The 13083-nt window shown below is 57.4% G+C and carries 14 protein-coding genes; 10 read left to right on the top strand and 4 right to left on the bottom strand.

What is annotated here, in order from left to right; all coding sequences use genetic code 11:
• The coding region (locus Q7T06_RS12655) for a folate-binding protein YgfZ (RefSeq protein ID WP_304785162.1) at window positions 1-1026 on the bottom strand (1026 nt) is incomplete at its 3' end.
• A gap of 128 nt (window positions 1027-1154) precedes the next feature.
• Between Q7T06_RS12655 and mltG the strand changes: the two genes are divergently transcribed.
• From mltG to Q7T06_RS12625, 6 genes are all read left to right on the top strand, one after another.
• Complete coding sequence (gene mltG, locus Q7T06_RS12650) at window positions 1155-2153, top strand: endolytic transglycosylase MltG (protein WP_304785163.1); 999 nt, start codon at window positions 1155-1157, stop codon at window positions 2151-2153.
• 58 nt (window positions 2154-2211) lie between these two features.
• Window positions 2212-2826 carry a dTMP kinase gene (gene tmk, locus Q7T06_RS12645; RefSeq protein ID WP_304785161.1) on the top strand — a complete coding sequence of 205 codons (615 nt, stop codon included), beginning with the start codon at window positions 2212-2214 and terminating at the stop codon, window positions 2824-2826.
• Entirely contained in the window at window positions 2823-3857 is a 1035-nt protein-coding gene (locus Q7T06_RS12640; RefSeq protein WP_304785160.1) for a DNA polymerase III subunit delta', read from the top strand. The genes tmk and Q7T06_RS12640 overlap by 4 nt, the downstream gene beginning before the upstream one ends.
• 10 nt (window positions 3858-3867) lie before the next feature.
• Entirely contained in the window at window positions 3868-4245 is a 378-nt protein-coding gene (locus Q7T06_RS12635) for a PilZ domain-containing protein (protein WP_304785159.1), read from the top strand.
• An 86-nt stretch (window positions 4246-4331) separates the two neighbouring features.
• Entirely contained in the window at window positions 4332-5111 is a 780-nt protein-coding gene (locus Q7T06_RS12630; RefSeq protein ID WP_304785158.1) for a TatD family hydrolase, read from the top strand.
• 42 nt (window positions 5112-5153) lie between these two features.
• Window positions 5154-5798: an ankyrin repeat domain-containing protein gene (locus tag Q7T06_RS12625; RefSeq protein ID WP_370652387.1), complete on the top strand. Its 645-nt coding sequence runs from the start codon at window positions 5154-5156 to the stop codon at window positions 5796-5798.
• A 92-nt stretch (window positions 5799-5890) separates the two neighbouring features.
• Here Q7T06_RS12625 and glp read toward each other — a convergent pair whose 3' ends face one another.
• The 3 genes from glp to moaA form a co-directional block, all read right to left on the bottom strand.
• Entirely contained in the window at window positions 5891-7219 is a 1329-nt protein-coding gene (gene glp, locus Q7T06_RS12620) for a gephyrin-like molybdotransferase Glp (protein WP_304785156.1), read from the bottom strand.
• Between the two features lie 63 nt (window positions 7220-7282).
• Window positions 7283-7876, bottom strand: a complete 594-nt coding sequence (mobA, locus tag Q7T06_RS12615; protein ID WP_304785155.1) for a molybdenum cofactor guanylyltransferase MobA — start codon at window positions 7874-7876, stop codon at window positions 7283-7285.
• A 38-nt stretch (window positions 7877-7914) separates the two neighbouring features.
• On the bottom strand, window positions 7915-9039 hold the full coding sequence (gene moaA, locus Q7T06_RS12610) for a GTP 3',8-cyclase MoaA (protein WP_304785154.1): 1125 nt from the start codon (window positions 9037-9039) through the stop codon (window positions 7915-7917).
• Window positions 9040-9252: 213 nt separating this feature from the next.
• Here moaA and apbC point away from each other — a divergent pair, with 213 nt between their 5' ends.
• The 4 genes from apbC to Q7T06_RS12590 form a co-directional block, all read left to right on the top strand.
• Entirely contained in the window at window positions 9253-10341 is a 1089-nt protein-coding gene (gene apbC, locus Q7T06_RS12605) for an iron-sulfur cluster carrier protein ApbC (RefSeq protein WP_304785153.1), read from the top strand.
• 225 nt (window positions 10342-10566) lie between these two features.
• A complete protein-coding gene (locus tag Q7T06_RS12600) occupies window positions 10567-11085 on the top strand; it encodes a DUF3305 domain-containing protein (RefSeq protein ID WP_304785152.1) in 519 nt (172 codons plus the stop codon).
• The gene (locus tag Q7T06_RS12595; RefSeq protein ID WP_304785151.1) at window positions 11075-11740 is read left to right on the top strand and encodes a DUF3306 domain-containing protein; all 666 of its coding nucleotides are present in this window, start codon (window positions 11075-11077) and stop codon (window positions 11738-11740) included. The genes Q7T06_RS12600 and Q7T06_RS12595 overlap by 11 nt, the downstream gene beginning before the upstream one ends.
• Before the next feature lie 75 nt (window positions 11741-11815).
• Window positions 11816-13083, top strand: a 1268-nt coding sequence (locus Q7T06_RS12590; RefSeq protein ID WP_304785150.1) for a 4Fe-4S dicluster domain-containing protein, incomplete at its 3' end; no start/stop codon positions are given.

Here is a 13083-nt window from a genome sequence, read left to right as displayed (position 1 = left end):
CAGGAACGACAACGCCGGACCGCTCGCCGAACCGAGGCGCACTTCGGATTCTGCCGCGGCGAGCTTGATCTCGACCAGGCAGTCGGTTTCCTGCGCATTCGAGCGTTCCGCATTGACGACCATGCCGCATGGTTGTTCAGGATCGTTGACCGAGAAAATTTCCGTGCCTGGAGCCACGCTGCTTGCATACACGCTCGCATGCAGCATGCGGCGCTTGAGCTTGCCGAGGTACTGGCTGCGCGCCACGATTTCCTGCCCCGGATAGCAACCTTTCTTGAAATTGACTCCGCCTATCAATTCGAAATTGATCATTTGCGGGACGAACTTCTCTTGCGTAGCCGTCGTGATGTGCGGCACGCCGCTGTCGATTTCCGCCAGTCGCCAGGCATCTGTGCCAGCAGCTTGCAGGATGTCAGTCAACTGCGGCCACGCGGTCATGGCTTGCTCTGCCGTCGTGATCCATTGGTAACGTGGCACTTCGTAGGCATTGGCATGACGGATCAGCGTGCCGGCGGCGGATTCCACCTTGCCGTAAATTGCCACCGGCAAAACGGGAAACCATTGCATCAGCGCGCTGGCGGCGGCAGGGCCGGCCAGGCCCAGCATCACATGCTGCTCTGTTGTATCGCTAAACTTTGCCTTGGCGCGCAGCACGAACATTTGCAGGCGTTTCTGTATGCCCGCCTGTATTTCGCGTGGCAATTGCAGCATGATGCCATCCGTCGTTTTCCAGATCAGCAAGTCAGCCAGCAAGCGCCCCTTTGGAGAGCAGTAGCCGGCCAGACGCGCTTCGTTCGCATCCAGATGTTCGACGTCATTGCTGAGCTGGTTATGCAGGAAGTGCGCGGCATCTTCCCCTGTGGCCGAGATCAAGCCCAGATGGGTCAGTGGAGTGACAAAATTGCTTCTGGCCGTCTCAGCCGGCATTTCTGTGCCGAAAGACAGCAGCTGGGGCGCGGATTCCGCGCTGACAGCCATATTAAATTGCGCACCTTGTGCGGCCAGAAAATCTAACCATGTAGTCATAATTTCAATCAATAAGTTCGAGCAGGGAGCCGTTCAGCTATTATCATTAGAACCCGATTATAGTGGCGTGAGAAAAACACGTCCGATCACCACCGAATTACCTTCGATTCCACCGAGACCCTGCCTTGATTAAAAAACTATTCACCCTGATCATCATGCTGGCCATCCTGGCTGCGGCAGCGCTCGTGTACTGGGCGCAGCAGCCCATCATCGACGGCAATCAGGAAAAAATCGAGTTCAGCATCGCTCCCGGCAGCAGTCTCAGAAGCAGCATGCAGCAAATCGCAGATGCAGGCGCACCGGTTCAACCCTTCCTGCTGATGGTGCTGGCGCAAGCCACCGGCAACAGCACCAAGATGAAGGCCGGCACCTATGAATTGAAGCCAGGCACCACGCCCAACCGCTTGCTCAGGCAATTGGTGCGCGGTGAATTCGTGCAGGAAGCGCTGACGGTCATCGAGGGATGGAACTTCAAGCAGATGCGCCAGGCGATCAATACGCATCCGGGATTGAAGCATGAGACAGCCGTCCTGTCAGATACTGAATTGATGGCGAAAATAACCAGCGACTTCAAGATCCCGGAAGGCCTGTTTTATCCCGATACCTATATGTTCGCCAAGAACTCCAGCGATCTGCAGATCTACCGGCAGGCGCACAATCTGATGCTCAAGCGCTTGAATGAGGCGTGGCTGGCGCGCGACCCGTCGCTGCCGTATGCCTCGCCGTATGAAGCGCTGACCATGGCTTCCATCGTGGAAAAGGAAACCGGCAAGAAGTCTGAACGCACGCTGATCGCCGGCGTTTTCGTCAACCGGCTGAAACAGGGCATGCGCCTGCAAACCGACCCCACCGTGATCTACGGCATGGGCGAGAGTTACAAAGGCAATATACGCAAGAGCGATCTGCTTAACGATACGCCGCACAACACGTATACTCGCAGCGGTTTGCCGCCTACGCCGATAGCCTTGCCTGGCATGGAATCGCTGCAGGCAGCCTTGAATCCGGCGCCTACCGATGCCGTGTATTTCGTTGCGCGCGGCGATGGCAGCAGCCTGTTTTCTTCCAACCTGGATGATCACAATAACGCCGTAAACAAGTATCAGCGCAATGCCGGCGCAAATAAATGACGTAAAAGTAGCGTAAATAAACAGTGCAAATAATTCAGATCATTTTTATGGCAGTGGCATGACGACAGCAAAATTCATTACATTTGAAGGCATAGACGGCGCGGGAAAATCCACCCACCTGGCGTTCGTGGCCGACTTGCTGCGCGCGCGCGGGAAAACCGTCGTCCTTACCCGTGAGCCGGGCGGTACCAGTCTGGGTGAAGCGCTGCGCAACATCCTGCTGCATGAAAAAATGCACCTCGAAACAGAAGCCTTGCTGATGTTTGCGGCGCGGCGCGAACATATCGCGCAAGTCATAGAACCGGCGTTGGCGCGTGGCGACTGGGTTATATCCGACCGCTTTACCGACGCGACGTTTGCCTATCAGGGTGGCGGGCGCAAGCTGGAGCGGCAAAAGCTTGTTGCATTGGAAGCATGGGTGCATCCGCATCTGCAGCCGGACCTGACGCTGTTGTTCGACGTGCCGCTGGACGTGGCGCGTGCGCGGCTGGATGCAACGCGTGAACTGGATAAGTTCGAGCAGGAAAAAGCGGATTTTTTTGCCGCGACACGCGCTGAATACCTGCGCCGCGCCGATGAATTTCCGCAGCGCTTCGTGAAAATAGATTCGACACTGCCGATAGCGGAGATTCAGGACTATTTGCGCGACATCATTGCCGAGTTCGATCGATGAGTGCAGCGCTTTATCCATGGCAGCAAGCTTCCTGGCAGCAATGGCAGCAGTTGCGCGAGCGCCTGCCGCACGCGATTTTATTTCACGGGCCGCAAGGCATAGGCAAGACGGCTTTTGCCGAAGCCTGCGCGCAATCGCTGTTGTGCGAAGCGCCGGCGGCTGACGGCCATGCCTGCGGCAAGTGCGATGCCTGCGGCTGGTTCGCGCAATACAGCCATCCGGACTATCGCCGCGTGCGCCCTGAAATTCTCGATGACGGCGATGGTGCGGAAGGCGACGAAGCAGAAGCTGGCGACACAAAGAAATCCAAATCTACCAAGGCGCCTTCGAAGGAAATCAAGATAGACCAGGTGCGCGCCTTGTCTGATTTCATGAATATTTCCACGCATCGTTCCGGCATGCGCGTGATCACGCTGTATCCGGCCGAAGCCTTGAACACGGCTGCCGCCAATTCCCTGCTGAAAATGCTGGAAGAACCGCCGCCGCGCACGATGTTCCTGCTGGTAACCAACAGCATAGATCGCCTGCTGCCGACCATCCTGTCGCGTTGCCGCAAGTTTGCGCTGGCCATGCCGGGCCAGGATGAGGCGCTGGCCTGGCTCAAGGCGCAGCAGGTCAGCGATGCCGCAAGCTGGCTGGCCGAGCAGGGCGGTGCGCCGCTGGCGGCACTGGAATCGTCGCAAGCCGGCAGCCGCGAAACGATGGATGATTTCCTGCGCCAGCTGGCGCAGCCCGGTGTTGATGCCGCCTTGAAAGCTGCCGAGCGCTTGCAGAAAACCCCCGTCACTGAATTAGTCGCGTGGCTGCAACGCTGGCTGCATGACGTGCTTTCCGTCAAACTTTCCGGCACAATCCGTTACTATCCTCGTTACCAGAAGGAATTGGGTGCGCTGGCGGCACGCGCCGATACGGCTGCCTTGCTGCAGGCGATCAAGGCGGTTAATGAGCGGCGCGCAATTGCCGACCATCCGCTGGCGCCCAAGCTCTTCATAGAAGACATGTTGCTGGATTATTCGACGCTTTTTTCCTGAAAGGTTTGTAATGGCAGATAACCCGATTGCAGCTGGAAGTCCCGTAGTCGGCCGTCCATCGGTATTGTCGTTGCCGATCAAGGAAAAGTCCGCACTGTATGCGGCTTACATGCCGTTTCTGGCGAATGGCGGCATTTTCGTGCCCTCGACCAAGCCGTACAAGATAGGCGATGAAATCTATCTGATCCTGACCCTGATGGATGATCCGACCAAGTATCCGATTGCCGGCAAGATTGCATGGATCACGCCGGCCGGTGCAAACAACAACAAGGCGCAGGGCATAGGCGTGCAGTTTTCCGCCGACGAGAGCGGCCAGCGCATCAAGCAGCGGATAGAGGAATTGCTGGGCGCAGCTCTCGGTTCATCGCGCGCCACGCATACGCTGTAAGATTTTCGCTGCGGATCCGTTCCGCCCGATATGGCTGTAAAGGCTGGCATCGCAGCAAACGCTTGTGACGCGTACAATTCAGTCCCATGTATATCGATTCCCACTGTCACATCAATTTCCCTGAACTGGCTGCGCGCATGCCGGAAATACTCGGCAAGATGGCCGAGAACGAAGTCAGCCATGCGCTGTGCGTTTCAGTGGATTTGCCTAACTTCCCCAGCGTGCTTGCGCTGGCGGAGTCGCACGCCAACATTTATGCATCGGTAGGCGTGCACCCCGATTATGAAGATACGCCGGAGCCATCAGTCGATGATTTGATCCGCCTGTCGGATCATTCGAAGATCGTCGCGATCGGCGAAACCGGCCTCGACTATTACCGCCTGGAAGGCGATCTGGAATGGCAGCGCGAGCGTTTCCGCAACCATATCCGCGCCTCGCGTGCGACCGGCAAGCCCTTGATCATCCATACGCGCGCTGCCTCCGCAGACACGATACGCATCATGCGTGAAGAAGGCGCAGGTACCGATGCAGGCGGCGCAGCCGGTGTCATGCATTGCTTTACCGAATCGCTGGAAGTGGCGCAAGCGGCGATGGAAATGGGTTTTTATATTTCATTTTCCGGCATCGTCACTTTCAAGAGTGCGAAGGATTTGCAGGCGGTGGCGCGGGAAGTACCGCTGGAACAGATGCTGATAGAAACCGATTCGCCGTATCTGGCGCCGGTGCCGCATCGCGGCAAGATGAACGAGCCGGCGCTGGTGCGCCACGTGGCGGAATATCTAGCTACGCTGAAGGGCGAACCAGTGGAACGGATAGCGCAGCAGACGACGGACAATTTCTTCAACTTATTCAAGATAGCGCGGTAAAAAATGCTGAACACGAAACCGGATCGCATGCGCAGACTTTGTTTGCAACTCATAGTGATGGGGGCGGCAGTCGCAAGCCTGCCCATGCTGGCGCATGCGGGTGCGTACGAAGATTACTTTGAAGCTGTGAAGATCGATGATGCTGCTGGCGTGACTTCGCTGCTGCAGCGCGGCTTCGATCCGAATACGGTCGAGCCACAACGTGGCGATACAGGCTTGATACTGGCCTTGCGTGAAAAAGCGATGAAGGTATTTGCCGTCTTGCTGAAGGCGCGCGGAACAGATATCGATCGGCAGGCAAACAATGGCGATACGGCATTGATGATCGCAGCCTACACGGCTAACAAGGTAGCGGTACAGGCATTGCTGGACAAGGGTGCTGCCGTCAACAGGGCGGGCTGGACTGCGCTGCATTATGCGGCGGCGGCTGGCGACAATGACATCGTCAACCTGCTGCTGGATAAATCAGCCGAGCTGGATGCGCTGTCACCGAACAAAACCACGCCTATCATGATGGCGGCACGTGGCGGCCATATTTATACGGTGAAAATACTGCTCGATGCGGGCGCCGATGCCGCGCTGAAAAATGATGCAGGCATGAGCGCGATCGATTTTGCCAGGCAGAATGGCAACAAGGACATCATCGAAGGATTGACCTATCGTCTGAAGAAGGCGGGCAAACTGTAAGCGTATCGCTGTTGCGTCCTGATATAAAAACGCGCCATTTCAGTTGAAGCTGAAATGGCGCGTTTTTAATTTTCAAGCCAGTAATCTTCAGTTCAAATCAAGCCTTCAAACAGAATCACATCCACCAGGTCGCCGGCTTTGACGTCAGCCCGGTCATGCTCCAGCACCACCATGCAATTTGCTTCCGACATCGAACGCAGCACGCCGGAACCTTGCGAGCCGGTGATCGAGACTTCCTGTATGCCAGCGCTGTTTCGGCTCAGGATGCCGCGCTGATATTCGGTGCGGCCCGGACGTTTGCGGATTGCCGCTTTCGACACGACGCGCATCAAGGGTGGTGCTGCCACTGCCGATGCGCCCATCATGTGCAGCAAGGCCTGGCGCGCCAGGAAATAGAAAGTCACCATGACAGCGACTGGATTGCCGGGCAAGCCGAACAAATAGGCTTGTTTGCCATTCGATGCGATCTTGCCGAAGGCCATAGGACGGCCCGGACGCATGCCGATTTTCCAGAAACCGACGTCGCCGAGTTGCGCCATCATCTGCTTGGTGTAATCTGCCTCGCCTACCGATACGCCGCCTGAGGTAATGATCGCATCGGCATTTTCACAAGCGGTGCGGAATGCGGCTTCGAGTACTGCCGGATCATCCTTGATGACGCCCATGTCGACCACGTCGCAACCGAGGCGCGTCAGCATGCCATAGAGGGTGTAGCGGTTGCTATCGTAGACGCAACCTTCATCCAGCGTTTCGCCTATCGAGCGCAATTCGTCGCCGGTCGAGAAAAATGCCACGCGCAGCCGGCGTTGTACCGGCACTTCGCCTATACCCAGTGACGCCAGCAAGCCGAGGTCGGCCGGGCGCAGGATCTTGCCTTTTTGCAGCGCAGGTGTACCTACCTTGAGGTCTTCACCTTTCAGGCGGCGATTGTCGCCGGTCTTTACTGCGCCGGCCGGGATCGTGATGGCGCTATCACCAGCCGCATTTGCGCCCAGCACGTATTCCTGCGGGATCACGGTGTCGCATCCGCCCGGCATGATGGCGCCGGTCATGATGCGCACGCATGCGCCGCTGCCTACCGTGCCATCAAAGGCGCGACCGGCAAAGGCGGTGCCTATGACTTTCAGGCTCAGGTCACTATCCTTGTTCAGTTCCTTGCCGTGGAAGGCATAGCCATCCATTGCAGAGTTGTCGTGCGACGGGACATTGATAGGCGAGACGATATCGGCTGCCAGCACGCGATCGAGTGCGCTGCGCAGGGCGATTTTTTCCACCGCATTGATCGGTTCGATGAGCTGGCGAATGATGGCTTGCGCATCTGCCACCGGCAGCGCATCGGGGTCGTAATCGGACAGGCAGCTGATGACGCTGGCGAGTGTCTTGTTGGCTGGATTCAATGCGGTATCGGAGTCTTTGGACATGTCGTCGTCTAAATCGGCAAGGTTGGAGTCGCGGAGGAGATAAGCGGCGCGCAGGTTCATGGCTCAGTCGGTTTCCAGCTGGTGCAATTCGTCGCGGGTGTTGATGTTGCGGAAGGCATCTTCCTCATCGAAATGGACTTCCGCCACGTTCAGCGATGCATACCATTTATCAAACTTGCGTCCACCTTCCTGCAGGTACAAGGTCAGGTGCGGCAGCAGCGATGTTTTCGCCAGGCAAAACACCGGGTGCGCCTGGCGTGTATCGCCGGCACCAGTGACGGCAACCGCCAGGTCGGCATTTTTTTCTTCCAGTCCTGCTGCCAGGCGCTCTACCAGGTCGGCCGGCAGGAAGGGCGAATCGCAGGGTGCGGTCACCAGGTAATCGGTATCGCAATGGACCATGCCGGTTTGCAAGCCGGCCAGCGGTCCGGCAAAGCCCTGCATTTCATCCTGCCACACCGGTACGCCGAAACCTTCATACGGTGCGATGTTCTGGTTCGCATTGATCATCACGTAGCCGACTTGCGGCGACAGGCGCATCAACACATGCAGGGCCATGGGCGCACTGCGGAACATCTGCAAGCCCTTGTCGACTGTGCCCATGCGGGTGCCGCGACCGCCAGCGAGTATGAGCCCGGTAATTTGACTGGTATCCATGTTTTTAAATTGTTCCGATATCAGTTGAATAAAATGTACTAGCCGCCGATGTTAGACATTTCGTCTTTGCGGTCCGGCTGCAAGCCTTCGGTATTGGCGGTGCGCAATTCAGAGTAGCGATCGTCGCGCGCGCGCCAGATGTGGGCGATGGCGGTCGATATTTCTTCATCCGTTTTGCCGCCGCGCATCAGCGCGCGCAAATCGTGGCCGCCGGTGGCGAACAGGCAGGTATACAGTTTGCCTTCAGTCGACAGGCGGGCGCGGCTGCAGTCGGCGCAGAATGCCTGCGTCACGCTGGAGATGACGCCGATTTCGCCGCCGCCATCGTTGGTCTGGTCAAGGTAGCGCCAGCGGCCTGCGGTTTCACCAGTGTAATTCGGCGCGATGGCTGTCAGCGGCATCTCGGCATGGATGCGGCGTACGACTTCGGCCGAAGGGATCACTTCATCCATCTTCCAGCCATTCGATGCGCCTACATCCATGTATTCGATGAAGCGCAGGATATACGGGGTGTTCTGGAAATGGCGCGCCATCGGCACGATTTCCTGATCGTTCATGCCGCCCTTGACGACCATATTGATCTTGATCGGGCCGAGGCCGGCGCTATGCGCAGCTTCTATCCCTTCGAGTACATCGGATACGGCAAAGTCGACGTCATTCATTTGCTTGAAGACCTTGTCGTCGAGCGCATCCAGTGAAACGGTGACGCGCTTCAAGCCGGCATCTTTCAGTGCCTGCGCCTTGCGTGCCAGCAGCGAGCCGTTGGTCGTCAGCGTCAGGTCGAGTTCGCGGCCGTCCGGCGTGCGCAGGGCGCTCAGCATGGCGATCAGCCTTTCGACGTTCTTGCGCAGCAGCGGCTCGCCACCGGTCAGACGGATTTTCTCTACGCCATGGGCGACGAACAGCGCTGCGATGCGGGTGATTTCTTCAAAAGACAGCAGCGATGAATGCGGCAGGAAGGCATAGTCCTTGTCGAAGACTTCTTTCGGCATGCAATAGACGCAGCGGAAATTGCAGCGGTCGGTGATCGAGATGCGCAAATCCTGCAAAGGGCGCGCGCGCGTATCCGCCAGCAAGCCGGTAGGTGCTTCCAGGCTTGCCGGTATGACCGGTATCTTGTTTAGATAGCGCAGGTCTGCGAGCGGGATGATTTTTTCAGTCATGGCGTCAGTCGTGTAAGTACCGCCATTGTAAGTGGTTCACGCCGGACGTGTCGAATCCGGGCCGGCTATTTGCCGCTGGCCGAGCGCGATATCCTGCGCTCCCAGTCGGCTTGCCCGGGATCGAATATGAAATTATGACAATCTTTGCACAGAAGTCATCAGCGAGCCGCATGCAATTGGTTTAGACTTGCGCTATAAAATTCAGGAGAAACAATGAGTATCACGATAGAAGCAGTCAAGGCAGCATTGTCTACAGTAATTGACCCTAACACCGGTAAGGATTTGGTCAGCAGCCGCTCCGCAAAGAATATCCAGATCAATGGCACCAATGTCATATTTGATGTGGAGCTGGGCTATCCGGCCAAAAGCCAGATAGACGGGATACGCAAGGCATCGATTGCCGCGGTCCGCACCATCGACGGCATGGGCAGCGTCACGGCCAATGTCTTTTCCAAGATCGTTGCGCACTCTGCACAGCGCGGCGTCAAGCTGCTGTCCAACGTCAAGAACATCATTGCGGTCGCTTCCGGCAAGGGTGGCGTCGGCAAATCGACCACCTCGGTGAACCTGGCGCTGGCACTGGCGGCAGAGGGCGCGCAGGTCGGCATACTGGACGCCGACATCTACGGCCCGTCGCAACCGATGATGATGGGCATTTCCGGCCGGCCGGAAAGTGCCGATGGCAAGACGATGGAACCGATGGAAAACTATGGTTTGCAGGTATCGAGCATCGGTTTCATGATCGACCCGGACGAACCCATGGTGTGGCGCGGGCCTATCGTGACGCAGGCCTTGACCCAATTGTTGGAACAGACCAACTGGCGCGATCTGGATTACCTGATCGTCGACATGCCGCCAGGCACCGGCGACATACAATTGACGATGTCGCAAAAAGTGCCGGTCACCGGCGCCGTGATCGTGACGACGCCGCAGGATATCGCCTTGCTGGATGCGCGCAAGGGCTTGAAGATGTTCGAGAAAGTCGGCATTCCAATTCTCGGCATCGTGGAAAACATGAGCACGCACATCTGCTCGAATTGCGGTCATGCCGAAGCGATTTTCGGCGAGGGCGGCGGTGAAAAAATGTGCGGCGAATACGGTGTGGATTTCCTCGGCGCCCTGCCTTTGACGATGTCGATACGCCAGCAGGCGGATTCGGGCAAGCCTACGGTAGTGGCTGATCCGGATGGTCCGATCTCGGTAATCTACAAGCAAATCGCGCGCAAGATTGCGATCAAGGTGGCGGAAAAAGCCAAGGATATGTCGGCCAAGTTCCCGACCATCGTGGTCAAGAATGATTGATGTTTTTTGCCGGATCAGTGGAAGATTTGAGCTTGCCTTTGAAGTGAAGGGCTGATTTTTCAGCTTGTACGCGCGGCTTCATTTTTCCACTGATCGTCTTCCGTTGTCGTTTTCATGCCGTGGTTTCAGTGCTCAGGGAATCCGGTTTGCAGTTTTGGCGTACGCTGGCAACGGCGTCGCTATATCATCACAACGACAGGCACATCAGTGCCGTAATGAGGAAACATGGAGACAGAAGCAATCCGCATAGGCGTCATCATGCAATGCACGCCGCTAGCGAATCGATGGCAGCCGTTCCAGTGGCAGCCGATAGAAGTCGTCGGTCAGGTCGGGCCGGCGCAGAGCGCGCCGCACTGCCTGCGCAATGATCCTGCCGATACGCGCTGGTTATTCACCGGCATCGATGTGCGTCTGTGCAGCACCGAGGCGGAAGGATATTTCCTCAACATCAGTGCGCCGACGCCATGCTGGTTCATCATGTGGCGCTTCGAAGAAGTCGACGGCGTGGAGCTGGCAGTGCCAAAATCGGTCACGCTTTCATACAATGAAGCGGCACGCCTGATGGATGGTGGCGAACGCGTCGATACGCTGCCGGCTTCCGCCGACATCGTCGAGCGATTGACTGCCTTCACAAACGAGTACTACCACCCCGAACCGAAGCGCAAGAACAAGAAGCCATCATTTGAAGGTGGCGAGGGCGTCGCCAAAATGGCGAGTGCCGAAGGTGGGAAAAATGGCGGCTGATGATTTCTTTGCGCGCTGGTCGAAGAAAAAAAACGGCGCCACCACGGATGCAGAACAGGCGCAGGCCGGCGTGCCGCTTGCGCCTGCAGCTGACGACAATGGTGAGCTGGCAGGCCAAACGGAAGCAGCGGTCAAGCCCTTGCCGACCCAGGAAGATGTCGCTCAATTGACGCACGATTCGGATTACTCGGCGTTCATGGCGCAAGGCGTGGATGAATCGGTCAAGCAGTCGGCGATGAAAAAACTGTTTACCAATCCGCACTTCAATATCATGGATGGCCTGGATATTTATATTGAAGACTACAACACCTTCGAGCCCATCAGTCCTGCGCTGCTCGCCTCGCTGAGTCATGCAAAAGCATTGCTGGATCCGCTGTCCCAGCTGCAGGCGCCATTGATGAGCCTGCTCGAAAAAATACCGGAAAAAACCGAAGCGGCTTTGCTTGAGAATGAGCCGCCGCCGCCGGCATCCGATACAGTTTCTTCAAATACAGAACAGGAAGTCGCAGCTGATGCGATACTTCCCGCTGCAGAATTGAAAAAAGACGATTCCGAACCGCATCCAGCCAGCGATGGATCAGGAACAGCAGGATTGACCGCAGCAGTCACCAATACGCAGGAGTCCAGCGTTACGCGTAACGTGGACGACGTTTAAGACAGTTTGTCTCAGCCAGCATCTACCAGCCAGCCAATGACTACACAATTCAAAGTATGCAATTGCAATCGCACGATGCCCCTCGACGCTGCCGCCGGTGCGCAGCTCGGCGCGGCGCTCGGAACTCCGGCGCTGCCGGTCGCCACTGAATTATGCCGGCGCGAAGTCAGCTCTTATCTGGCGGCGCTGGATGGGGTCGATGATGTCGTGGTTGCCTGCACGCAGGAACGCAGCCTGTTTGCCGAACTTGCGCAACAGAAGAACTCGGTCGCACCTTTGCGCTTTGTTAACATCAGGGAAACCGGCGGCTGGAGTGCGCAGGCAAAAAATGCCTTGCCCAAGATGGCCGCGCTGCTGGCCGCTGCTGCCTTGCCCGATCCGGAGCCGGTGCCTGTCGTCAATTACGATTCGGCCGGACATGCGCTGATCATCGGACCTGCCGACCAGGCGTTGCCCTGGGCGCAGCGCCTCTGCGATCAAGTCGATGTCAGCGTGTTGCTGACTGAAGGCAGCGAGACGCAGATGCTGGGCGAGCGCAGCTTCCCCAGTTTTTCCGGCAATAAAATCGCAGTCACCGGCTGGCTGGGCGCGTTCAAGGTGCGCTGGCAGCAAGACAATCCGATCGATCTCGAAACCTGCATACGCTGCAATGCCTGTATAGAAGTCTGCCCGGAAGGCGCAATTGATCTGACTTACCAGATCGATATGGACAAGTGCACTGCGCATCGCGATTGCGTCAAGGCTTGCGGCAGCATAGGCGCGATCGATTTCATGCGCGGCGATATCACGGCGGCCACTGAGCGGGACGGCGAGTTTGACCTGATCTTCGACCTGTCACGCACGCCGCTGGTGCTGGCGCATCAATTGCCGCAGGGGTATTTCGCTCCCGGGCAGGATGTGGCGCGCCAGTTTGCCGACAGTCTGAAGCTCACGCAAATGACCGGCCAGTTTGAAAAACCGAAATTCTTTACCTACAAAGAAAAGCTGTGCGCGCACAGCCGCAATGAAAAAATAGGCTGCAGCGCCTGTATAGATATTTGTTCCGCCGAAGCGATTAGCCACAACGGCAATCATGTCAGGGTAGAACCGAATCTGTGCGCCGGCTGCGGCGCCTGCACTACGGTTTGCCCATCCGGCGCGATGGCGTATGCATATCCGCGTGCCACCGACATGGGGCTGCGTTTGAAGACGATGCTGGGCACCTACGCCAAGGCCGGCGGTCGCCAGGCCGGGCTGCTGTTTCACAGCAAGGGGCAGGGCGCAACGCTGGTTACCCAAGTGGGTCGTCTGGCCAAGGCTGGCTGGCAGGGCATGCCGGCGCGCATAATCCCGGTCGAGTTGCA

It is taken from the genome of Herminiimonas sp. (genome assembly GCF_030645555.1).
GTDB lineage: Bacteria > Pseudomonadota > Gammaproteobacteria > Burkholderiales > Burkholderiaceae_D > Oxalicibacterium.
Note: the sequence above shows the minus strand (reverse complement) of the source record. Positions and strands in the feature narration are given on the sequence as shown.